Annotated in this window: 22 protein-coding genes; 14 read left to right on the plus strand and 8 right to left on the minus strand. The window is 62.6% G+C overall.

All coding sequences use genetic code 11. The features are described 5' to 3' along the window. Positions 1-6: 6 nt before the first annotated feature. Complete coding sequence (locus tag K1X12_RS05905) at positions 7-1212, minus strand: hypothetical protein (RefSeq protein WP_220986696.1); 1206 nt, start codon at positions 1210-1212, stop codon at positions 7-9. Between the two features lie 232 nt (positions 1213-1444). Between K1X12_RS05905 and K1X12_RS05910 the strand changes: the two genes are divergently transcribed. The 5 genes from K1X12_RS05910 to K1X12_RS05930 all read left to right on the plus strand — a co-directional run bounded on the left by K1X12_RS05910 (position 1445) and on the right by K1X12_RS05930 (position 6013). Then, positions 1445-2335 carry an acyl-CoA desaturase gene (locus K1X12_RS05910; RefSeq protein ID WP_220986697.1) on the plus strand — a complete coding sequence of 297 codons (891 nt, stop codon included), beginning with the start codon at positions 1445-1447 and terminating at the stop codon, positions 2333-2335. A 124-nt stretch (positions 2336-2459) separates the two neighbouring features. Next, the gene (locus tag K1X12_RS05915; protein WP_220986698.1) at positions 2460-3152 is read left to right on the plus strand and encodes a vWA domain-containing protein; all 693 of its coding nucleotides are present in this window, start codon (positions 2460-2462) and stop codon (positions 3150-3152) included. Positions 3153-3312: 160 nt separating this feature from the next. Continuing rightward, the gene (locus tag K1X12_RS05920; RefSeq protein WP_220986699.1) at positions 3313-4071 is read left to right on the plus strand and encodes a vWA domain-containing protein; all 759 of its coding nucleotides are present in this window, start codon (positions 3313-3315) and stop codon (positions 4069-4071) included. Positions 4072-4251: 180 nt separating this feature from the next. Next, positions 4252-4719: a MaoC family dehydratase gene (locus K1X12_RS05925; RefSeq protein WP_220986700.1), complete on the plus strand. Its 468-nt coding sequence runs from the start codon at positions 4252-4254 to the stop codon at positions 4717-4719. 250 nt (positions 4720-4969) lie between these two features. Then, positions 4970-6013 carry an aspartate-semialdehyde dehydrogenase gene (locus tag K1X12_RS05930; RefSeq protein WP_220986701.1) on the plus strand — a complete coding sequence of 348 codons (1044 nt, stop codon included), beginning with the start codon at positions 4970-4972 and terminating at the stop codon, positions 6011-6013. 72 nt (positions 6014-6085) lie between these two features. Here the strand turns inward: K1X12_RS05930 and K1X12_RS05935 are convergent, their stop codons facing one another. The 3 genes from K1X12_RS05935 to K1X12_RS05945 all read right to left on the minus strand — a co-directional run bounded on the left by K1X12_RS05935 (position 6086) and on the right by K1X12_RS05945 (position 8958). Next, the gene (locus K1X12_RS05935) at positions 6086-7261 is read right to left on the minus strand and encodes an acetyl-CoA C-acetyltransferase (protein ID WP_220986702.1); all 1176 of its coding nucleotides are present in this window, start codon (positions 7259-7261) and stop codon (positions 6086-6088) included. A 101-nt stretch (positions 7262-7362) separates the two neighbouring features. Further along, a complete protein-coding gene (locus tag K1X12_RS05940; RefSeq protein ID WP_220986703.1) occupies positions 7363-8040 on the minus strand; it encodes a nitroreductase in 678 nt (225 codons plus the stop codon). A 135-nt stretch (positions 8041-8175) separates the two neighbouring features. Continuing rightward, the gene (locus tag K1X12_RS05945) at positions 8176-8958 is read right to left on the minus strand and encodes an SDR family NAD(P)-dependent oxidoreductase (protein WP_220986704.1); all 783 of its coding nucleotides are present in this window, start codon (positions 8956-8958) and stop codon (positions 8176-8178) included. Positions 8959-9025: 67 nt separating this feature from the next. Between K1X12_RS05945 and K1X12_RS05950 the strand changes: the two genes are divergently transcribed. The 7 genes from K1X12_RS05950 to K1X12_RS17115 all read left to right on the plus strand — a co-directional run bounded on the left by K1X12_RS05950 (position 9026) and on the right by K1X12_RS17115 (position 17067). After that, entirely contained in the window at positions 9026-9427 is a 402-nt protein-coding gene (locus K1X12_RS05950; RefSeq protein ID WP_220986705.1) for a YkvA family protein, read from the plus strand. Between the two features lie 5 nt (positions 9428-9432). Beyond that, positions 9433-10086 carry a lysoplasmalogenase family protein gene (locus K1X12_RS05955; RefSeq protein WP_220986706.1) on the plus strand — a complete coding sequence of 218 codons (654 nt, stop codon included), beginning with the start codon at positions 9433-9435 and terminating at the stop codon, positions 10084-10086. Between the two features lie 153 nt (positions 10087-10239). After that, positions 10240-11400, plus strand: coding sequence for a phosphoserine transaminase (locus tag K1X12_RS05960; protein ID WP_369426154.1), 1161 nt, complete (start codon positions 10240-10242; stop codon positions 11398-11400). 95 nt (positions 11401-11495) lie between these two features. Next, the gene (serA, locus tag K1X12_RS05965; RefSeq protein WP_220986708.1) at positions 11496-13091 is read left to right on the plus strand and encodes a phosphoglycerate dehydrogenase; all 1596 of its coding nucleotides are present in this window, start codon (positions 11496-11498) and stop codon (positions 13089-13091) included. A 95-nt stretch (positions 13092-13186) separates the two neighbouring features. Then, on the plus strand, positions 13187-13765 hold the full coding sequence (locus K1X12_RS05970) for an acyloxyacyl hydrolase (RefSeq protein ID WP_220986709.1): 579 nt from the start codon (positions 13187-13189) through the stop codon (positions 13763-13765). Between the two features lie 87 nt (positions 13766-13852). Continuing rightward, positions 13853-15145 carry an adenylosuccinate synthase gene (locus tag K1X12_RS05975; RefSeq protein WP_220986710.1) on the plus strand — a complete coding sequence of 431 codons (1293 nt, stop codon included), beginning with the start codon at positions 13853-13855 and terminating at the stop codon, positions 15143-15145. A 251-nt stretch (positions 15146-15396) separates the two neighbouring features. Then, positions 15397-17067: an OmpA family protein gene (locus K1X12_RS17115; RefSeq protein WP_304608253.1), complete on the plus strand. Its 1671-nt coding sequence runs from the start codon at positions 15397-15399 to the stop codon at positions 17065-17067. Between the two features lie 24 nt (positions 17068-17091). Here K1X12_RS17115 and K1X12_RS05985 read toward each other — a convergent pair whose 3' ends face one another. After that, the gene (locus K1X12_RS05985; RefSeq protein ID WP_225907888.1) at positions 17092-17454 is read right to left on the minus strand and encodes a nuclear transport factor 2 family protein; all 363 of its coding nucleotides are present in this window, start codon (positions 17452-17454) and stop codon (positions 17092-17094) included. Continuing rightward, complete coding sequence (gene ccrA / locus K1X12_RS05990; protein ID WP_220986711.1) at positions 17454-18725, minus strand: crotonyl-CoA carboxylase/reductase; 1272 nt, start codon at positions 18723-18725, stop codon at positions 17454-17456. The genes K1X12_RS05985 and ccrA overlap by 1 nt, the downstream gene beginning before the upstream one ends. Before the next feature lie 154 nt (positions 18726-18879). Between ccrA and K1X12_RS05995 the strand changes: the two genes are divergently transcribed. Continuing rightward, positions 18880-19770 carry an aminotransferase class IV gene (locus K1X12_RS05995; RefSeq protein ID WP_220986712.1) on the plus strand — a complete coding sequence of 297 codons (891 nt, stop codon included), beginning with the start codon at positions 18880-18882 and terminating at the stop codon, positions 19768-19770. Here the strand turns inward: K1X12_RS05995 and K1X12_RS06000 are convergent. Next, positions 19710-20108, minus strand: a complete 399-nt coding sequence (locus tag K1X12_RS06000) for a SemiSWEET transporter (RefSeq protein WP_225907889.1) — start codon at positions 20106-20108, stop codon at positions 19710-19712. The genes K1X12_RS05995 and K1X12_RS06000 overlap by 61 nt on opposite strands. Beyond that, a complete protein-coding gene (locus tag K1X12_RS06005; protein WP_220986713.1) occupies positions 20089-20595 on the minus strand; it encodes a hypothetical protein in 507 nt (168 codons plus the stop codon). The genes K1X12_RS06000 and K1X12_RS06005 overlap by 20 nt, the downstream gene beginning before the upstream one ends. Before the next feature lie 163 nt (positions 20596-20758). On the opposite strand from K1X12_RS06005, the gene K1X12_RS06010 reads away from it, so the two are divergent. After that, complete coding sequence (locus K1X12_RS06010; RefSeq protein WP_220986714.1) at positions 20759-22753, plus strand: methylmalonyl-CoA mutase family protein; 1995 nt, start codon at positions 20759-20761, stop codon at positions 22751-22753. The last annotated feature ends 14 nt before the right edge of the window (positions 22754-22767 follow it).

Genomic DNA, 22767 nt, shown 5'->3' on the forward strand with positions numbered 1-22767 from the left:
CCTGGATCAGGCCTCCATGCGCCGCGGGCCGCTGCTCAGAAGCAACAACGCGACAAGTCCGATCGAGGTCGCCTGACTGGAAAAAAGCTCCAGCAGCGCGGCAAACAACCAGCTGGGAAGCGAGGCACGCTTGTCCGCCTGCAGAAGGATGTTGCCGGTGCCCTGGCCCAGCAATTCGGCATTGGCCGCCTCAATCCGGGCCGTCAGCTCATCGCGCCGCCGGGCGAGACCCAATTCATTCTGCGCATCGCGATAGGGCTTTTGCTCAGTGCGGCCGACCCGTTCGACCTCGGCAATATAGGCTTCCAGCCCCTCAACAGAGCGGGTTTCAGGCGGAATGCCTTCCAACTGGCGGCGCCAGTCTGCAATCTGAGATTCAAGCACGGACCGGTTGCTGCTGGCGGTTTCCACTGCCGCGATGGAGGCCTCGGCGTTGCTGCGGATGTAGATCTCCGTACCGAGGATGGAGGCGCCCGCGCCGACAAAGGCGAAGACCAGCGCGCGCAGGGCTTCTTTCATGCGCCGGTTGGCGGCGTGCCAGTAGACGAATGTGAAGCCGCCAAAGGAGATGACGGCGGCGATGACGCCCGCCCAGCCCCAGATGCGCCCTTGCACGGGGTCGGACACGGTTGAAGAGAAAGCCTGATAGTTGGCGAAGGCAGAGAGGCCGGCGGCGGCAAGGCCGGCGATCAGGAACACCAGCGCAAGCACACCGATGATCAGCCTTTCATTGCGGCCTTTGCTTTTTTCCGCTTTTTCGGCGCGCAGGGCGGCGAGGCGTTCTTCGCGGTCGGCCTGGATCTCTTCAGGCGTCGGCAGGCGCTGTTCCGGCTTCAGTTGCAGCACTTTGGGCTCGGTTCTGAGAACAGGGTTTGTTGCCCGGCTGACTTCAGAAAATTCTGCGTCGATTGGGACAGCGTTCAGCGGTGGCGGCTCAGGATCTGCTTCCCGAAGGGCCGGGACGAGGGCGCCGCCGCGTTGGCTTTCCAGCTGCCGGACAAGATCCCGCAGGGTGCCACGCTCGCCTGTGCCGATGCAGGCGTAACTGCTGCGCTGCCAGTTGAGCACCAGATTGTTGTCGCCTGAGGCAACGCACTCTTCATGCAAGGGGCAGGGAAGGCGGGCTTCAGCAGAATCCTGGCTGACATCGCCGTCCAGGCCCAGAAGCTCGCTGGTCCGCTGTATTTCCTGCAGGCGGCGTTCGTCGGTCATGTCAGCTCTATTCCCCTGCCGGATGGCATAGCGGCGCCAATCCAAGCCGTCACCTCTCTTGCGGCATTCCGATCACATCCGGATTACCTTTGCAGTTGAGAGGCAATTACAACTTTAACCGGATCGTGAGACACCTTAATCAGGTCTTAAGGCAGCCGAGGCGAGAGTTGCCCTTACATACAGGGGAGCGCCGCACCTGAATTCCGGCCGGCAATATGAGGACTGAAATGAGATGATCCCGCGTTCCATCGCGATCCCGAAGACCTGGAAGACTTTCGACATGCCGAGCTTTTTCTCGGCCTTTGGCTATCCCGCCATCGGGGTGGCCCTTTTTGTGACCATGGTGCTGCTGGGCATCTTCGTTAGCCAGCTGACCTTCCATTGGTGGTACATGCTGGTGGCGCTGGCGGTCATCGCCTTCTCGGTATTCTGGTGCAACCTCGGCATTGGCCCGATGCACCGCATCCTGCAGCACCGCGCCGGCGAGATGAAATGGCCCGCTCAGGTGCTGACCATGATCAACATCATGATCGCCATGCAGGGCCGCCTGCGCGACTGGGTGAACTATCATTCCCAGCACCACCGCTTTGCAGACCAGCCCGGCGACCCGCACAACCCCTTTGAGTCCAAACGCTGGGCCTGGGTTGGCTGGATCCTGTTCCGAGACCGCAAGGATGTTGAGCGCCCGATGGCTGGCTGGCTGAAAAACCAGCCCGTGATCATGTGGATGGACCGCTTCTATAACGAGATCAGCCTGGTCATCCACTTCGTCATTCCGGCGGTGATCTATCTGATCGTCTGGGCGGCGGGCGGATCGCTCGTGCTGACGGCGCTGCTGCACGCCAGCGTCATCATCGGCCGCGCGATCCAGTTTCACGCGACGACCTATGGTATCAATGTGCTTGGCCACCTGAAAACGCCTGTGTGGGCCGATCACATGATGGCGCTGCTGACGGGCGGAGAAGCGTTCCACGACCATCACCATGATGAGCCGCAAAGCGCGCTGCACCGTCCGCGTAAGGGCATCTGGAACCGGATCGTCGACTATAACGGCACGGTGCTGTTGCTGCTGGAAAAGATCGGCTGGGTGAAGAACCTCAAGATCGCGCCGCAATTTGCCTGAGGCGGCCGGCCAGACCGTTCGCACTCACACAATTGAAAAATTCCGGAAGCGCCCCCTTTAACAAGCGGGGCGCTTTCCCATTTTGGGTAAACGGGCGTGGGGGCGCTTCCGAGGAGGACGACCCATGACCAACACACAAGCTGATACAACGCGCCCGGCACTTTCCAGCCACGCCTATATCCTCCTCGACCGGACAGGCTCCATGTCCTCGATCTGGGAGGAGGCGCTGGGGTCTGTGAACGCCTATGCCGACGGATTGGCCCAACCTGCGGGCGGGACCCCTCCGGGGCCGGACGACAGGATTACGCTTGCCGTGTTCGACCATCAGGCGCGGTTGCAGTTCGATGTTCTGCGGGAAGCTGTGCGGGCCGGCGAGTGGCGGCCTGTGACGAGCGCAGAGGCGAGCCCGCGCGGGATGACGCCGCTATTTGACGCCATTGCCCGGATGATCGCGCTGGCCGAGGCGGATAACCCGCAGCGGGCGATCATCGTCATCATGACCGATGGGGCGGAGAACGCGTCGCAGGAAGTCACCCGGGAAGGCGTCAAGGCGGCGCTGGAGCGGGTGCGCGCGAAAGGCTGGGAGGTGGTTTTCCTGGGCGCGGAGTTTGCCAAGTTCAGCGATGCCGACGCCATTGGCGTAGGCGCCGGACAGCAGATGGCGATGTCCAAGGACGGCCTGAAGCGCTCCATGCGGAGCCTTGCCGCCAAGAGCCGGCAATACTTCGAATCCGCAGCACCCGCGCCGGTGGCTTTCAATGAGGCTGACCGGGCTGAAGCCGGCGAAGCGGACGTCCAGCGGCGCAAGGGCAGCTGATCCGTCTCCGGATGAGCGAAGTCTGAACGCCTGTTCAGTTTCAGAGAAGGGCCGCCCTCAAAGGTGGCCCTTTTTCTTTTCCTTTCCCGATTCATGTCACAGACGTGCCGCAATCGGGGCGCAGCTTTTCCTCACGCAGCAACAGGGAAGGGACGCCCAAATGAAACTCATCCATACGATCGCCGCGCTTGCAGCCGGCGCCGCGCTCGCCGCAACGGCTTCGGCAAAAGTACTGCCAGTCAAACCGAAATCGGAGACGGTTCAATCCTACATCCTGCTGGACCGGACCGGGTCCATGTCGAACATCTGGGATGAGGCGCTTTCTTCGGTGAACGCCTATGCAGACAGCTTTGCCGAAGATGCTCCGGGGGCTGAGATTGCAGGGGACGACATCAAGACGGCCGTTACGGTCGCCGTGTTCGATTACCAGGATGGCATGCAGTTCGATATCCTGCGCGACAAGGTCGTGCCGAAGAACTGGAAGGAAGTGACAGACGATGAGGCCAATCCTCGCGGTATGACCCCGCTGTTCGATGCCATCGGCAAGATGGTTGCCCGCGCTGAAGCGGACAATCCGGAGAAAGCGGTTATCGTGATCATGACGGACGGTCTTGAAAACTCCTCGCGCGAATTCACACGGGACGGCGCAAAGGCTGCGCTTGAACGGGCCGAAAAACGCGGCTGGGAGGTGATCTTCCTGGGGGCTGAGTTTGCGAGCTTCGGCGATGCTGAGTCCGTTGGCGTGACCGCTTCCCAGACAATGGCTGTTGGCCAGGGCCGGATGAAAGACTCGATGGATACGCTGGCCCAGAAAGCGCGTGCATACGGCAAGGGCGCCGCCCCGTCGGTTGAGTTCAATGCCGAAGACCGTGCAGCCGCAGATGAAGAAGGCGTGAAACAGCGTACCGGCAACCAATAGGTCTCCCGTTGCCGGATTTCTCCTGAAGTTCAGGCCGGCTTCCCACGGACCAGACATCAGAGAGAGGCGGCCCGTCCCATCCCCAGGGGCGGGCTCAGCCTTTTCCGCCGCGTCAGCCTTGCTTTCCTTGCCGCTACCCGCTTCACGACAAGTGAGTACCAAGCGCGCGGGGAGTGGCCGATGAAATACTATGAGGATCTGGTTGTCGGCACAGTGAGCCGCTCGTCCATGACCTACAAGGTTACACGCGAAGAGGTCATCGACTTTGCCTCCAAGTATGATCCCCAACCCTTCCATCTGGACGACGACGCAGCGGCGAAAACCCATTTCGGGCGCCTGTCGGCCTCTGGCTGGCATACAGGCGCCATGACGATGCGGATGATGGTGGAAGGCTGGAAACATCAGGAGCCGACTGCAAGTCTGGGGTCGCCCGGCATTGACGAGTTGCGCTGGGTGAAACCGGTTTATCCGGGCGATGAACTGACCGTTGAAATGGAGCTGATCTTCAAGCGCCGGATGAAAAGCCGCCGTGATATGGGCATCTCAAAGTCCCGGCAGACGGTTTATAATCAGAATGGCGAGGTCGTGATGACGATGGTCTCCAATGGGCTCATCCAGGTTCGCGATCCCGAAGCCGATACCGAGTGACCGCCTGCGGCGTACCGTCCGTATTCTGACCGCGAAATCTCTTTACTTCTGACAGGGCCAGCCTTAAGCGTGCGCCCCGATGCTGAAGAAAACGATCATTATTAGCACCAAGACGACCCGCTTTTGCGGGACGTTGCGGGTGCGTGCGATCTGAAGCAGCAACCTCGAACAACGTCCCCGCAAAGGCGCGGGACGGCCATTCTGAGGAAACAGGCTCTCCCGCTCCAAAGTCCCTCACTGGAGAAGAGCCATGCAATCCAAATTCTCACGATCTAACCCGCCCCATGTCGGTGTTGTCGGCGCGACCGGCCTTGTCGGCAGCCTCATGCGAGCGCTGCTCGAAGAGCGCGGCTTCCCGCTCGCGTCCCTCCGGCTGTTTGCATCCGCCCGTTCGGCGGGAAAGAAAGTGGCGTTTCGCGGCGCGGAAGTGACCGTCGAAGATGTTGAGAGCGCCGACGTGTCAGGGCTGGACATTGTGTTCTTCTCTGCGGGCGGTGACACGTCGCGTCAGCACGCGCCGCGCTTTGCGGCCGCGGGCGCAATCGTCATCGACAACTCGTCTGCCTGGCGGAAGGATCCTGAAGTTCCGTTGGTGGTGGCGGAAGTTAATGCGCAGACGCTGACCGCGCTGCCCAAGGGGATTATCGCCAATCCGAACTGCACAACCATGGCAGCCATGCCTGTGCTGAAGCCCCTGCATGATGCCTGGGGCCTGAAGCGCCTGTTTGCCAGCACGTATCAGGCCGCCTCCGGCGCCGGTGTTGCGGGAATCGAAGAGCTGGCCGGGCAGGTGAATGCGGCTGCTGCGGGTGATTTCCAGGGGCTGGCCCAGAAGGGCGGCGCTGTCGAATTTCCTGCACCCTCAAAATGGCAGGTGCCGCTCGCGTTCAACGTTGTGCCGCTGAACTATGTGCTCGGGCCGGACGGTTACACGGATGAAGAAGCAAAGCTGCGCGACGAAAGCCGGAAGATCCTCGGCGTTCCCGGCCTGCTGGTGTCGGGCACCTGCGTCCGCGTGCCTGTGATGACGGGCCACAGCATTGCCCTGCATGCCGAGTTTGAGCGGCCGGTATCGGCCGAGGAGGCCGTAAAGCTGCTTTCCGGCGCGCCGGGCGTTGAGCTTGATGATGTGCCCAACCCGCTGGCGATCACGGGCCGCGATCCTGTGGTTGTTGGGCGCATTCGCAAGGACGCGGCCTTTGAAAACGGCCTTGCCATGTTTGTGGTAAGCGACAATCTCCGTAAGGGCGCTGCGCTGAACGCGGTTCAGATCGCAGAAGTTCTGCTGGGCTGATTTGCAGACACCTCAAATGAAAAGGCGCCGGACCCGTAAAGGTCCGGCGCCTTGTTTTCGTCCGCTAACGGATCAGAGCGCTTCGATGATCGTGACGTTGGCGACGCCGCCGCCTTCGCACATCGTCTGCAGGCCCCACTTCTTGCCGCGGGCGTGCAGCGCGTGGACCAGCGTCGCCATCAGCTTGGTGCCCGACGCGCCGAGCGGGTGACCCAGCGAGATGGCGCCGCCATTGACGTTCAGTTTCGACGGGTCAGCGCCGGTGTGCTGGAGCCAGGCGATCGGAACAGGGGCGAAGGCTTCGTTGACTTCGTAGAGGTCGATGTCGCCGATCTTCATCCCGGCGCGCTGCAGGGCGCGGTCGGTCGCAAACAGCGGCTCTTCCAGCATGATCACAGGGTCGCCAGCAGTAACGGTGACGTTGTGGATGCGGGCGAGCGGGGTGAGGTTGTGCGTTTTCAGGGCCGCTTCGGAAGCGATCATGACAGCCGACGAACCGTCGCAGATCTGGCTGGCATTGGCGGCAGACATGACGCCGTCTTCCATCAGGATCTTGAGGCTTGCCATGGCTTCCATGCTGGCATCGTAGCGAATGCCCTCATCCTTATCGTGCATCACTTCGGCGCCTTCGCCGTTGCGGCCCTTGATGACAACCAGTTCCTTGGCGAAGGCGCCGGCTTTGGTAGCGGCGGCTGCGCGGCGGTGACTTTCAACGGAGAAGGTATCGAGCTGCTCTTTGGTATAGCCATATTTCTTGGCGATCATTTCAGCGCCAGTGAACTGGTTGAAGTGCTTGATACCGAACTTCTCTTTCACCGATTGCGGGGTCGGGTCGGTCGGGATGTCGAACACCTTGCCGGCGCGGGCGTTGATGCCCATCGGGCAGCGCGACATGCTTTCGACGCCGGCGGCGATCACGAGATCCTGCGTGCCGGACATGACGGCCTGGGCCGCGAACTGGATCGATTGCTGGGACGAGCCACACTGGCGGTCGATGGTGACGGCGGGCACCGAGTTGGGCAGGTTCGACGCGAGAACGGCTGTGCGGCCGATCTGACCAGCCTGCTCACCGGCTTGCGAGACGCAGCCCATGATTACGTCTTCAATTGCCTTCGGGTCGACGCCGGTCTCAGCCACGATGGCGTTGAGCACCTGGGCGCCAAGGTCGCCGGGATGCCAGTCGGCAAGGGCGCCGCCCTTGCGGCCGCCGGCCGTACGTTTTGCTGCTACGATATATGCGGTCGCCATGGTCATGGTCCTCCTGACAGTGTGAGGCGAGTTTAATGGTCATTTAGCGAAGCGCCAGCGCTCACGCTGGGGCAGGTTTGTGTGGGGGAGGCCCAGTTTCTTCAGTCCTCGAACCCCAGGAAGGTGGCCGCCTCATCGACGGATTTCCGGAGGGAAACGACCGCGTTGGCGGGAAAGGCGTCGTCCGGCCAGCCCATGGCGACGCAGGTCTGGATCACCTGATCGTCTGGAATGCCGGCTTCAGCGCGCACGACAGGGCTCTGCATGATGCCCTGAGAGTTGATCACGCAGCCAAGCCCCCGGTTCCAGGCGGCGTTGACGAGGCAGTTCACGACGCCGCCGCAGTCAAAGGGCGGAATGTCCCCGCCATGCAGGTCCTTGTCGTAGGTGACGACAATGGAGACCGGCGCGTCGAACTGGCGGAAACCGCGCAACACCCAGTCCATCCGGGCGTCCTTGTCTTCCCGCGCGATACCCATCGCCGAGAAGAGCTGTTTGGCGATTTCGACCTGCCGGTCGCGGTGGACGCCTGCATAGGCCGGACCCATGCGGAACTCCCGGCTGTCGGGGACGCCGGCGACATTGCGCTCGACATTACCCTTGCGGATCCGGTCGAGCACCTCGCCAGTCACCACATAAAAATTCCAGGGTTGCGAGTTGAGCGAGGTGGGCGCCCGCATCGCGATCTCAAGGATCTCGCGGATCAGCGCTTTGGGAACAGGCTTCTTCTGGAAGCCGCGAATGCTGCGCCGACTGCGCACGACGTCGTCAAATTCCATGGCAGGGACCCTCCCGATCCTGATTTTGCAGCCGTTTCTAGCGAACTTTCCGAAGCTGACATCCCCTGCCGCCGGGGCAAAGAAAAAGCCCGCACCTAGGGGGCGCGGGCTTCTGCTTCATAATTTGCGGTCGCCTTAGCGCGGGGCCATCCGGATGGCGCCGTCGAGGCGGACATCTTCGCCGTTGAAGTAGTTGTTGCGGCACATTTCGGTAGCCAGCGACGCATACTCTTCCGGGTTGCCGAGGCGCGGCGGGAACGGAACCTGCGCGCCGAGGGCTTGCTTCACCGGCTCCGGCGCAGCGGCCAGAAGCGGGGTGTTGAAGATGCCCGGCAGGATCGTGTTGACGCGGATGTTCTCGCGCGACAGGTCGCGCGCGATCGGGAGGGTCATGCCGACAACGCCGCCTTTGGAAGCGGAGTAGGCCGCCTGGCCGATCTGGCCGTCTTCAGCCGCAACCGAAGCTGTGTTGACGATGGCGCCGCGGTCGCCGCAGGGCAGCGGGTCGAGGCTCATCATGCCAGCAGCAGATTTCGCGATGCAGCGGAAGGTGCCAACCAGGTTGATCTGGATGATCAGGTTGAACTTATCCAGCGCGAAGTGGCTGATTTCGCCGGTGTTCTTGTCACGGCTGGCGGTCTTGATGGCGTTGCCGGTGCCGGCGCAGTTGACCAGGATGCGCTCCTGACCGATCGCTGCGCGCGATTTGGCAAAGCCGGCATCGACGGAGGCTTCATCGGTGACGTTGACATTGCAGAAGACGCCGCCAAGCTCTTTCGCGAGTGCTTCGCCTTTTTCGGCGTTCAGGTCGAACAGGGCGACTTTAACGCCGTAGCTGGCCAGTTTGCGTGCGGTTGCTGCGCCAAGACCCGATGCACCACCGGTGATGACGGCCGAAATGTTAGAATTGAGTTCCATTGGGGCACTGCCCTCCCTACTTTTCGAGAACTGGGGTCTTCAATTATAATGCCCCTAGGAGAGCGCAATGTCTGACGCCACGGAAATCATAAACACGGTCAAGGGGCAGGGGGATGTCTACCTGCCGAAGACGATCCAGCGCAATGAGCGGCTGGCCAGGGGGCTTGTGCCCAAGCTTGTCCGGCTGGCGGGAAAGCTGCCTTTTGCTGACGATCTGGCCGCCGCCTATTACGCTGCGCGTGATCCGCTCACGCCTGTAAAAGCGAAGGCGGTGCTCTTTGGCGCTGCGGCCTATTTCGTCATGCCCGCCGATCTGGTGCCGGATGTGGTGGTCGGTCTCGGTTTTACTGATGATGCCACCGTTCTGGCCACTGCGCTGAGTGTTGTGGGCATGCATGTGAAGGATCGTCACCGGGCGATGGCTCGCAGGCTGCTTGGCTTGCCCGAGCCGGTGAAAGATCCAGGCTGACGATTATGGCAGCGGGGGCAGGGGTATTCATTGCATCGATGGTTCTGGGCGCCGCCTATTGGGCGGTGTGGTGCTATCGTGAGAAGGGGCCGGCCGGCCTGCTGGTGAAGACCGGTTCTGTCGCGCTGCTGGCGATCTGGGCGTTTCTGATGGGCGGACCGCTGCTTCTGGTGGCTGCGCTGGCGCTCAGCGCGGTGGGGGATGGGTTTCTTGCCGGCAAGGCGGAACGCTGGCTGCTGCCGGGCATGGCGGCCTTTTTCCTCGCCCATGCGGCTTATGTGCCGCTTTTCTGGCAGATGGGCGAAGCTGGCTGGACCTGGCCCGTTAAGGCAGGGCAGGTGGCGCTGGTGGTTGGCGGCGTTCTGTTCGCTCGCTGGCTGTTGCCGTCGGTTGAGCCGAAGATGCGCCTTCCGGTGATGCTTTACACCGGGGTGATCCTGATGATGGGGGCCGCGGCCATTGCGTTGCCTGGCGTCTACTGGCTCGCCACTCTTGGCGCCCTGATGTTCATCGCTTCAGATGTCATTCTCTCCTTTCTCCTGTTCCGTCACCCGAAGGATCGGCCCGCAAATGTCCCGGCTTCGCTTGCAGTCTGGGGGCTCTATTTCGGCGGGCAGGTGCTGATTGCGCTGGGGATCATTGGCAGCGTGCCCGTCTGAAGCGGCTCTGGCCAAGGGTTAAGCGGCCCCTCTCTCACCCTTCATAAAAATGCCACTGGCAGGGCGCGCGGAAATATGCGACAGACGCGGCGGGCCAGGCGCCCCCAACGGCGCCCAGCCTATCTGTGAGGATAGGAGTAAAAACAGATGACAGTGACCACCGCCAAGCCGGTCGTGCGCCCCGCTTGCCCGCATTTTTCGTCGGGCCCCACCGCAAAATATCCCGGTTTCTCGCTGCAGAACCTCGTCACCGCCGCTCTCGGTCGGTCGCACCGTTCTGGCGACGCGAAGAAAAAGCTTAAAGCGGCGATCGACCGCACCAAGCTGATCCTCGGCATTCCTGACGACTACCGCGTTGCCATAGTTCCGGCGTCCGATACCGGCGCTGTCGAGATGTGCATGTGGTCGATGCTCGGCGCCAAGCCGGTGGACGTGTTCGCCTGGGAATCCTTTGGCCAGGACTGGGTGACGGATGCGGTCAAACAGCTGAAACTTGCCAACTGCAACACCCACGTCGCCGAGTTCGGCGCGCTGCCGGACTTTGCCAAAGCGCGCGACGATGCCGACATCATCTTCACCTGGAACGGCACGACTTCTGGCGTGCGCGTCAAGGATGTAGACTGGATCAAGCCGAACCCGGACCGCGTTGTGATCTGTGACGCCACGTCGGCCGCTTTCAGCCAGGACATTGCCTGGGAAAAGCTCGATGTGGTGACCTATAGCTGGCAGAAATGCCTCGGCGGGGAAGCTGCGCACGGGATGCTCATCCTGTCGCCGAACGCCGTGAAACGTCTCGAATCTTTCACGCCCGACCGTCCGCTCCCGAAGCTTTTCCGCATGACCAAAGGCGGCAAACTCGACGAGGCCCTGTTTGAAGGCGCGACCATCAACACGCCGTCCATGCTGTGCGTTGAAGACTATCTTCAGGCGCTCGACTGGGTGGAGCGTCTGGGTGGCTGGAAAAAGCTGAAAGCCCGTTCGGATGAAAGCCTCGGCATCCTCACCGACTGGGAAAAGAAATCCGACTGGGTCGAATTCCTCTGCAAGGATGCGGCTGTCCGCTCCAACACCGGTGTGACTTTCCTGATCAAGGACGCCCGCATTGCCGCCCTCGATGAGGCCGGCCAGCGCGATTTCATCAAGAAGATGATGAAGCGTCTTGAGACGGAGAATGCCTGCTTTGATGCGGCCGGTTATGCCAAGGCCCCTCCGGGACTGCGCATCTGGGTTGGCGGTTCGGTTGAACCTTCGGACGTGAAAAAGCTTCTCCCCTGGCTCGACTGGGCCTTCCACGAAGAAGCCGCCAAGCTCTGATTTTGCATTGAACGCATCGGCGCCTTTGTCTGGTGGCAAAGGCGCTTGCGGCGCCGGCGCAGACGCAGGCGGCCGCGATAAAAGGAAAATCCAAAATGCCTAAAGTCCTTATTGCTGACAGCCTCAGCCCCGCCGCCGTCGACATTTTCAAGTCGCGCGGCATCGAGACCGACATCAAGGTCGGCCTCTCCAAGGATGACCTGATCAAGATCATCCCGGAATATGATGGCCTCGCTGTCCGCTCGGCCTGCAAGCCGGATGCGGATGTGATCGCGGCTGCGACGAACCTCAAAGTCATCGGCCGCGCCGGCATCGGTGTCGACAACATCGACATCAAGGCCGCGACCGCCAAGGGCGTCGTGGTTATGAACACGCCGTTCGGAAATGCCATCACGACGGCTGAACACGCCATCGCCATGATGTTTGCTGCGGCCCGCCAGATCCCGGCAGCGAACGCCGACACGCAAGCCGGCAAATGGCCGAAGTCGGGCTATATGGGCGTTGAAGTGTCGTTCAAGACGCTCGGCCTCATCGGGGCCGGCAATATCGGCAGCCGCGTGGCGGAACGCGCCATCGGCCTGAAGATGCGCGTGGTCGCTTACGATCCCTTCCTGACCGAAGAGCGCGCCATCGAGCTGGGCGTTGAGAAGGTGGAGCTGGAAGAGCTGCTGAAGCGCGCAGACGTGATCACGCTGCACGTTCCGCTTACGGACCAGACCCGCAACATCCTGTCGCGTGAGAACCTTGAGAAGACCAAGAAAGGCCTGATCCTCGTCAACTGTGCCCGCGGTGGACTTGTTGATGAAGCCGCCGTGGCTGATCTTCTGGAGTCCGGTCATCTTGCGGGCGCAGCGTTCGACGTGTTCGCCGTGGAGCCAGCAAAAGAGAATGTTCTCTTCGGCAAGAAAAACTTTGTTGCAACGCCTCACCTTGGCGCCTCGACCAATGAAGCGCAGGAAAATGTTGCCCTTCAGGTCGCTGAACAGATGGCGGACTATATCCTGACGGGCGCCGTTACCAACGCGCTCAACATGCCTTCGGTGACCGCCGAAGAGGCGCCGCGTCTCAAGCCATTCGCGGCTCTGGCCGAAAAGCTCGGCAGCTTTGCCGGCCAGATTTCCGATTATGGCTATGAAGAAGTGGTCATCGAATATGAAGGCGAAGTCGCTGACCTGAACCGCAAGCCGGTGACGGCGGCGCTGCTGGCCGGGCTGCTGCGCGCTTCGCGCGGCGATGTGAACATGGTGTCTGCGCCGGCTATCCTTGCCGAAAGCGGCGTCAAGCTGACCGAGACCAAGACCGAGAGCAGCCCTGTCTATGACAGCCTGATCCGTATCAAGGTGAAAACCAAGAAGACGAAGAACGCGCCCGAAGGCGGCTGGCGGACGCTGGCCGGCGCGCTGATCGCTGGCAAGCCGCGGATTGTCGAGGTCAAGGGCATGGGTCTGGAAGGCGATTTCTCGCCGGTGACGCTCTATGTGAACAACCTCGACAAGCCGGGTTTCATCGGTGCGCTCGGACAGATGCTGGGCGAAGCAAAGGTGAACATCGCGACCTTCCACCTCGGCCGCCAGGAAGCGGGCGGGGAGGCGATTGCCCTCATCGGCATCGATTCCACGCCGCCTGCCGCCATGATGGAAGCGCTGAATGCGCTTCCGCAGGTGCGGTACGCCAAGGTGTTGTCGTTCTGAGGCTTGAGGAAGGCCGGGCGTAACCGTCCGGCCACCCTTGACGCCAGCCACGCTGCAGCGGATGCCTGTGAACGAAATGTCATGAAAGGCACCCCATGCAACGCATCGCCCTGCTGACCACGGCACTTGCAGCCATTTCGGCTGCGGCTTCCGCGCAGATTGTTGACGAAGTTCGCCTCGGCGTTGTGGTGCACAATGTGTGCATCGCCAATTGCGACAACGCCAACAAGGAAGACGGCCCGAATATCAACGGCGAAATCGTCTTCAAGTCGCCTGACTTCCTGGATGTGATCTGGAGCCCGCGCCCTTATCTGATGGGCAGCGTGAATACGGCTGGGGATACGAGCTTTGGCGGCGCCGGCCTGCAGTGGAACTGGGTGTTTGCCGAAGGCTGGGGGCTGGAGCCGGGGGTTGGCTATGTGATCCATGACGGCGAGCTGACTTTTCCCTATCCGCAGGGTGATCCGCGCAACGACCCGATCTCGGAACACACCGTCTTCTTCGGCTCGCGCGATCTTTTCCGCACGAGCCTGTCCCTCAACAAGGATTTCGCAGGCCCCTGGGGTGTCCAGCTGATGTATGAGCATCTGAGCCATGGCCAGATTCTCGGCAGCGGCCGCAACCAGGGCCTTGATAATATTGGCGTGCGCGTGCGCTACGCATTTGGCGAATAGGCCTGCGGCGAGGGGTGGCAAAAGGCCCCTTGCAATTGCCTGCCGAATGCGGCCCATGTCGCCGCGGCTGAACAACGGAGCAGGTTCATGGCAGGTGTAGTGGTCGTCGGGGCTCAGTGGGGCGACGAAGGCAAGGGCAAGATCGTCGACTGGCTGTCGAGCCGGGCCGATGTGGTGGTGCGCTTCCAGGGCGGGCACAATGCCGGTCACACGCTGGTCATCGACGGGAAGACCTTCAAGCTGGCGCTGCTGCCGTCCGGGCTGGTGCGTGGCGGTAAGCTCTCGGTTATCGGCAATGGCGTCGTGGTCGATCCCTGGCACATGCTGACGGAAATCGACGGCATCCGCGCGCAAGGCATTGAAGTTTCACCGGACAGCCTCGTGCTGGCCGACAATGCTTCGCTGATCCTGCCCTGGCACAAGGACATCGATGCGGCGCGGGAAGGGGCCCTGGGCGCGGCCCAGATTGGCACCACCAAGCGAGGCATTGGCCCGGCCTATGAGGACCGCGTGGGGCGCCGGGCGATCCGCGTGGCCGACCTGGCAGACCCAGCCGCGCTGGACATGAAGATCGAGCGCCTCTTGGCCCATCACCGCCCGCTGCGTGCGGGTCTCGACCTGCCTGAGCCTGATGGCGCTGCACTTAAAGCTGCGCTTCTGGAGATCGCCCCGCAGGTGCTGGCCTATGCCCAGCCTGTGTGGAAGCTGCTGGACGAGAAGGTTCGCCGGGGTAGCCGCATCCTGTTCGAGGGCGCCCAAGGCGTGATGCTCGATGTGGACCACGGCACCTACCCGTTTGTGACCTCTTCCAACGTGGTGGCGGGCAATGCCTCGGCAGGTTCGGGCGTCGGGCCCGGCGCGGTGTCCTATGTTCTCGGCCTTGCGAAGGCCTATACGACGCGCGTGGGCGCCGGACCTTTCCCGACTGAGCAGGACAATGAGATCGGCAAGCGCCTTGGCACTGTGGGCCATGAGTTTGGCACCAATACGGGCCGGGCGCGCCGTTGCGGCTGGTTTGACTCGGTGATGGTGCGCCAGGCGTGCGCCACTTCGGGCGTCAATGGCCTGGCCCTGACGAAGCTGGATGTCCTTGATGGATTTGAAGAAATCAAGGTTTGCGTGGCTTACAAGCTGAACGGCAAGACGATTGACTATTTCCCCGCTGGCCTGACGGATCAGGCCGCTGTGGAGCCCGTCTATGAAACGCTGAAAGGCTGGAGCGGTTCGACCCGCGGCGCCCGCAGCTGGGCCGACCTGCCGGCTGAAGCGGTGGTTTATGTGCGCCGCCTGGAAGAGCTGGTGGGCAAGCCCTGCGCGCTCGTCTCTACCTCTCCGGAGCGGGAAGACGTGATCCTGATGCGCGATCCTTTCGAGGGATAAGGCGCACGCTTATCCCGTGGATAAGTGCCCGAAAAACTCCAACGGCACTCCAACGAGCGGCCCGAAAACTCCAAGAAAACTCCAACGCCGTTGGAGTTTTTTTGTTTGGAGCGGGCGCTCGTGATCCCGGTGCATCCGTGTGCTGTTCATATTTCAGAACTGGTGAGCATCAGCGCTATCGCCTCTTCTTTTGCGGCGGCCTCCTCTTTGTGAGATAAAAGTCCGGTTCGGCCTGACAGAAGGGGATTGCCATGCTGAAACGGACGATGGCCAGCGCGATGCTGGCGGTCATGCTGGTTGCCTGCAGCGCGGAGCAGGGGGCGGCGCCTGAGGCTGGCGCAGCGCAATCGGAAGCGGCTGAGCCCGTAGAAAATTCATCAGAGGGCGGCGGATTGGCGAGCGCGCAGGCGGGTGAGGAGCTTGAAGGGGCGCGCCGCAGTGATGCTGGGCAGGCGCCGACGGCGGGCGCCATGAGCGCCAATGAGGCGCTGATGGTGATTGCCGAGTTTGGCAGGCCCGGCATGGCGCTGACCGATGAGCAGGCCGCGAGGCTGCAGGCGGCCAATGACGTGCTTTATGGCGCCAAGGGATCGGGCAAGCGCGCCGCGATTGAAGACCGGTTGGGCGCCGCTGCCGAAGCGGCCCGGAGCGCAGCAGATGCCAAGGCGGGCTGGGAAGCGCGCCAGCCCGAAGACTGGAAACTGCCCCGCTATGAAGCGCGCGGCGGCGAGGCCGCCCTGATCGCGCGGACGGGAGACGTGGACAATCTGGGTTTCGGATGGCCGGCGGATTTTGATCCCTTCTCCGGCACCTCCACCCCGCCGCACACATTTCCCTTCCGCCCGGATTCCGGCGATCCGCAGGGGACGGACCGGATCATGGTGATCAGCGGGTATGAGCGGGAACGGGGCGACAAGACTGACGGCTACACCGAGCGCACGCGCCACCCCTCCAATGCCGTGAAGCCAATCACGCTGACCTATGACCCCAAGGGCATCAACTTTCGCCAGGCGCGCCTGCAGATATTCGTTGATGATTTCCAGGCCCCGAGCTTTGGCAATCGCTATGGCGTCTGGATCAATGGCGAGGAAATTCCCTACATGGCGGAGGTGCTGAACACGCTTCGCCAGAAGGGGCCAATCGGCAAGCTGGTGACATTCGAGATCCTGCCCGAGCATCTGCACCTGCTGGCTGGGGGCGAGGTGGAGATCCTGATTGATGATCCTTATACGGATGCCGGAGACGGGTTTGCCATCGATTTTGTAAGACTGCTCGTCAATCCCGCCGGGGTGACGCAAGCGGGCCTGATCGAGGGGACCGTGACCAGCAAGGCCGGAGGCAAGCCGCTGAAAGGCATTCTGGTCAGCGCGGCGGGCGTTGTGGAAGATGTGACAGGCGCGGACGGCGCTTACCGGCTGGAGGACGTGCCAGCGGGGCTGGCGGTGATCACGGCAAGCCAGGCAGATTACAAACCTGCCTCCGACAGCCGCGACCTGATCGCGGGCGAGACCGAGATTGTCGACCTTCAGCTGGAGCCGCGCGATGAGCAGGCCGAAGCGATCGGGCAGACGCTGGAGGAGGCGGGACGGATCGACCTTTACGGCATCCTGTTCGACACCAATGAAGCGACGCTGCGCCTGGAATCGGAGGAAACGCTGAACGCAGTTCTGGACGCGCTGAACGCCCGCGAGGGGCTGGCCGTGCGGATTACCGGGCATACGGATAGTGTCGGGTCCGATAGCGCGAACCAGACGCTTTCCGAGCGCCGCGCGCAGGCCGTTGTTGGCTGGCTGGTGGATCAGGGCATCGAGGCCAGCCGCCTCGGCGCCTCGGGCGCGGGGGAGGGGCGGCCAGCGGCGAGCAATGAGACCGAAGAGGGGCGCGCACGCAACCGGCGCGTGGAGCTGGCCGTGCGGCGCTGACGCCGGGCAGGCGCCAGCTTAACCTCAGCGGTAAACCGCGATGGAGCGGACGACCTTGCCTTCGGGGCCGAAGACGAAGGTTTCTGCCACCAGCTCGTCACGGTGGTTTGTGTAAAGAATGGTCAGCGCATCAGAGCCGATCAGCACTTCATCCAATTCGAAGAAGAGCTGGGGCGCGGCGCCCAGCGCTTTTGTCCAGTAGTCGCGCAGCGCCTGCTTGCCGAACACGCTGGCGGCTTCATTGCCCAGCACCTTTGCGATGCGGGGCGAATGGAAGATGATGTCCTCGCTATAGTGGGCGAGGATGCGCTCTATATCGCGGTCGTTCCAGGCGGCGAGCCAGTCACGCGCAAAGCCTTCGGCAAACGGCCGGGAAAGGGCTGTCATCAGCCCTGCCCGTTGATCGCAAGCACATCTTCCACCGTGCGCAGGCCCGGCTTGGGCGCGGTGACCAGAACGGCCATATTGCCGGGGAGGTGCTTGTTGTCGAGCATCTTCTCATGGGCAAGCGGAATATCCGCCCACGGAAACACTTCCGACATGCCGGGGTCAATGCGCCGATTGATGACGAGTTGGTTGGCTTCGGCGGCCTGCTTGAGGTTTGCAAAGTGGCTGCCCTGCACGCGCTTCTGCCGCATCCAGAGGAAGCGGGCGTCCATTGTCAGGTTGAAGCCCGACGTGCCCGCGCAGATGACGACCATGCCGCCGCGCTTCACCACGAACACCGAGACCGGGAAGGTGGCTTCGCCGGGATGTTCGAAGACGATATCGACATCCTTCTTGCCGGTGATGTCCCAGATGGCTTTGCCGAACTTTCGGCATTCCTTCATGTAATCGTTGAACTCCGGCCCGTTGACCTTCGGCAGCTGGCCCCAGCAATTGAAGTCGTTCCGGTTGATGACGCCCTTGGCGCCCAGGCTGAGCACATAATCCCGTTTGTCCTCGGACGAAACGATGCCGATGGCGTTCGCCCCCGCAATGGCGCAAAGCTGCACAGCGAAGGAGCCGAGACCGCCGGACGCGCCCCAGACGAGCACATTGTCTGCCGGTTTCAGGATATGCGGGCGGTGGCCGAACAGCATCCGGTAAGCGGTGGCGAGCGTCAGCGTGTAGCAGGCGCTTTCTTCCCAGGTGAGGTGTTTGGGGCGCGGCATGCACTGGCGGGCCTGCACGCGGCAGAACTGGGCAAAGGCGCCGTCCGGCGTTTCATAGCCCCAGATGCGCTGGCTGGGCGAGAACATCGGGTCGCCGCCATTGCACTCCTCATCATCGCCATCATCCTGATTACAGTGGATGACGACTTCATCGCCGGGCTTCACGCGGGTGACGCGTTTGCCCACGGCCCAGACGATACCGGCGGCGTCGGACCCGGCGACATGGAAAGGTTGTTTGTGAACGTCGAAGGGAGAGATCGGCTCGCCGAGCGCAGCCCAGATGCCATTATAGTTCACGCCGGCCGCCATCACGAGGACCAGCACTTCGTCGGAATCGATTTCCGGCACCGGCACCTGTTCGACCTGCATCGCCGTGTTCGGGCGGCCATGGCGATCGCGCCGGATCGCCCAGGCGTGCATCAACTTGGGAACGTGAAACTCCGGCGGGATCTCGCCCACCTCGTAGATGTCTTTCTGAACCCGTCCGGCCGTCTCTGTGGTCATGGACCTTCCTCCGTCTTGTGCCAGGGGTGGGCGCGCTCTTGTGGCGTCTTCACAGCCCCCTCCGGCGCGGGCACACTGGCAAGTGTTGTGTCGCTTCGCAAGGACTATGTTGCGCTGCACAATCGATGTTTCCCTTGCCTGAGGCTTTCCTGCAATGTCCCTTTGTCCGCTCGTTCACCTGAATGGCGCGCTGTTGCCCCTGTCTGACGCTCATGTTTCGCCGCTGGACCGGGGGTTCCTGTTTGCCCACGCCGCTTATGAGGTGACGGCGGTGTATGGCGGGAAATTTGTGGACCTCGACGGGCATATTGCGCGGCTGGAGCGGACGCTGGCCGGGATCGGCATTCCAAATCCGCATGACACAGGCGGTTGGGCGACGCTGCACAGCGACCTGATCGCGCGCAACGCGCTGGTCGAGGGGCTGGTTTATCTGCAGGTGACAGGCGGGGCCTATGACGCGCGCGACTTTGCCGGGCCGGAGACATTCACGCCGACCGTGTTTGCCTATGCCGATACCAAGGCGCTGATCGGGGCAGCGGCGCGCGACGGGATCGGCGCGGTGTTCCTCGATGACAGCCGCTGGAAGCGGCGGGACATGAAGACGACGCAGCTGCTTTCCCAGGCGCTGGCCTACCGGGCGGCAAAGGAGAAGGGGGCGGAGACCGCCTTCATGGTGGAGGACGGGTTCGTCACCGAAGCGGCCTCCGCCAATGCCTGGATCGTGACGCAGGGCGGCGAGATCATCACGCGGCAGCTTTCGCCGGCGATCCTGCCGGGGATCACACGCGCGGGCGTCATGGCGCTGCAGGCGGCGGGCGGATTTACCGTGACTGAGCGCGCCTTCACGCCGGAAGAGGCGATGGCGGCAGCAGAGATTTTCACGAGCTCGGCGGGCGCGATGGTGGCGCCGGTGGTGACGCTGGAGGGCAAGCCCGTGGGTGATGGCCGGCCAGGACCGGTCACGCGGCGCGTGCAGCGGCTTTACTATGAGGCGATGGGCGCAGATGTCGCCTCGGCGGCGGCGTTCGTCTTCGACCGGGACTGAAACACGGCCCGCGCCTTGAGCGTCACGATGACGAGCGAGAGGGCTAGCGTGACGATGTTCGAGAGGATCACCGGCAGGGAGCCGATGAGCAGGCCATAGGCCAGCCAGATGGCAACGCCGAGGGTGAACATCGAATACATGACGAGGGAGATGCCCTCGGTCTGGCCGGTGCGGAATATGTGGACCGCTTGCGGCACGAAGGAGAGCGTCGTCAGCAGGGCGGCGAGGAGGCCGATGGTCTCTGTCATGGGGGTAGCCTGAGCGAAGGGCAGGCTGAAGGCGTAGCGGGTTTCTGGCGCGCGCTCCAGAGGGCGTTTGCTACCTTTGCGGAGGCTCATCCGCGTCAATGATTTCGCCCTCGATGATCTCGCCGCCGGCGTCGGTTGCGCCGGGCTCAGGCTGGCGGGCGAAGGCGGCGGAAATTTCGGTCTGCGCGGCGGAGAATTCGCGCCGGGCGATGCGGGCGCTGATCTCGTTGGCGGCAAGCGCGATGCCGACCGGCAGGGCGATCAGGATGAAGTCTGTTCCGGCGAGTTCCCGAGCGAGCGAGGTGTCCCGGAAGAGGGCAAGAACGCCGACGGTGAGCACGAAGATCGCGATCAGCAGGCCGAGGCGGAAGGCAAAGCCGGTGAGCAGCGAGGCGCCATCAATCAGGCTCTGCGTGCCGGTGGCGCTGGCGAGGCGGCGGCGTTCGTAGAGGCTGACCGCGAGCATGGCGGCGGTCAGCAGCGCGAGCGCAAGCGGGCTGCGCTGGTAGATGGCCATCAGGGCCGCGCCGAAGGGAAACGCCAATAGAGAGGCCAGACGCAGCCATAAGGCGGTCACGAGAGACGTTTGAGGGTGTGGCACGGGCTCTGGCGGGCTCCTGTCATCTGGTGCAGGAGAAGTGGCGGCGATCAGGCCGGGCTGCAAGTGCGGCAGAGGCGCCGCTTGTCAGCCAAGCGGGGCTGGGTAATGCTGCGCCGCAACATTGGGGAGGCAGAAGAAAATGACAAAAGCCGCCGGAACATACCAGCACAAGGCCGATGAACCGTGGATTTTCCGCACCTATGCGGGGCATTCGACTGCCAAAAAATCCAATGAACTCTACCGGTTGAACCTGTCGAAGGGACAGACAGGCCTCTCCATCGCGTTCGACCTGCCAACCCAGACGGCGTATGATGCCGACCATATCCTCAGCCGCGGCGAAGTCGGCAAGGTGGGCGTGCCGGTGAAGCATCTGGGCGATATGCGCGAGCTGTTTGCCGAGCTGCCGCTCGAGCAGATGAACACCTCGATGACGATCAACGCGCCGGCCGCCTGGTTGCTGGCGCTGTATGTCGCCCTGGCCGACGAGCGCGGCGACAGCCGGAAGAAACTGCGCGGCACGACGCAGAACGACATCGTGAAAGAATATCTCTCGCGCGGCACTTATGTGTTCCCGCCGGAACCTTCCCTGCGCCTGATCGGCGATATGGTCAGCTGGTGCTATAAGGAAGTTCCAAAATGGAATCCAATGAATGTCTGCTCCTATCACCTGCAGGAAGCGGGCGCGACGCCGGAACAGGAGCTGGCCTATGCGCTGGCGACGGCAATTGCCGTGCTCGATACGGTGAAAGCGGGCGGGCAAGTTCCAGAATCAGACTTTGAGACAGTCTTCGGGCGTATATCCTTCTTCGTGAATGCAGGGGTTCGTTTCGTAACGGAACTTTGCAAGATGCGCGCATTCGTGGACCTGTGGGAAGAGATCGGCCGGGAGCGCTATGGCGTGACCGACCCCAAGGCGCTGCTGTTCCGCTATGGCGTGCAGGTGAACTCCCTTGGCCTGACCGAGCCGCAGCCGGAGAACAATGTCTATCGCATCCTGATGGAAGCGATGGCGGTGACGCTTTCCAAGCGCGCCCGGTGCCGCGCGCTGCAACTGCCGGCCTGGAACGAGGCGATGGGCCTGCCGCGCCCCTGGGACCAGCAATGGTCTCTCCGCCTGCAGCAGATCCTCGCCTATGAGACCGACCTTCTGGAGTTTGAAGACATCTTCGATGGCAGCCATGTGATCGGTTCGAAGACGGACGAGTTGAAAGAGAAGGCCCGCGCAACGCTCGCCGAGATCGACCGGATGGGCGGGGCGAAGGAAGCCATTCCCTTCATGAAGGAAAGTCTTGTTGGCGCGCATATCGAGCGTATCCGTGCGATTGAATCGGGCGCGCTGACTGTGGTGGGCGTCAACCGCTTCACCGAGACCGAAGAAAGCCCGCTAGGCGCGGGCGACGGCGCGATCCAGACGGTCGACCCGGCAGAAGAAGCCATGCAGGTGCGCGACCTTAAAGCCTGGCGCGCGGCGCGCGATGAAGCGGCCGCGCAGCAAACGCTGCAGGACTTGCGCGCCGCGGCCGCCGAGAACCGCAACATCATGGAGCCCTCCATCGCCTGCGCGAAAGCCGGCGTGACGACGGGGGAGTGGGGCACGGTGCTGCGCGACGTATTTGGCGAATTCCGCGCGCCGACCGGGGTGGCGCTGGTCGTCTCCAGCAGCGGCGAGGAAGACGTTGAGAAGGTAAAGGCAGAAGTTGCCCGCGTTTCGCAGGCGCTGGGCCGCACACTGACTTATGTGCTGGGCAAGCCCGGCCTGGATGGCCACTCCAACGGCGCCGAACAGATTGCCGCGCGTGGCCGGGAAGTCGGCATGGATGTGATCTATGAAGGCATCCGCTTCACGCCCGCCGAAATCGCTGCGCAGGCAAAAGCGGCGAACGCGCATGTGGTGGGCCTTTCCATCCTTTCGGGCAGCCATCTCGATCTCGTGCGCGAGACTGTTGCCGAGCTGCGCAAGCTGGGCCTCGACAATGTTCCCGTGGTCGTCGGCGGCATCATCCCGCCTGAGGATGGCCGGGCGCTGCGCCAGATGGGCGTGGCCGGCGTTTACACGCCCAAGGACTTCCGCATCACGGAAATCATGGGCGACGTGACCCGCCTTGTTGAAAAAGCCTGGCTTGTGAAAGGATAAGTCCGGGAGTCTGC

This window comes from Hyphomonas sediminis (genome assembly GCF_019679475.1).
GTDB lineage: Bacteria > Pseudomonadota > Alphaproteobacteria > Caulobacterales > Hyphomonadaceae > Hyphomonas > Hyphomonas sediminis.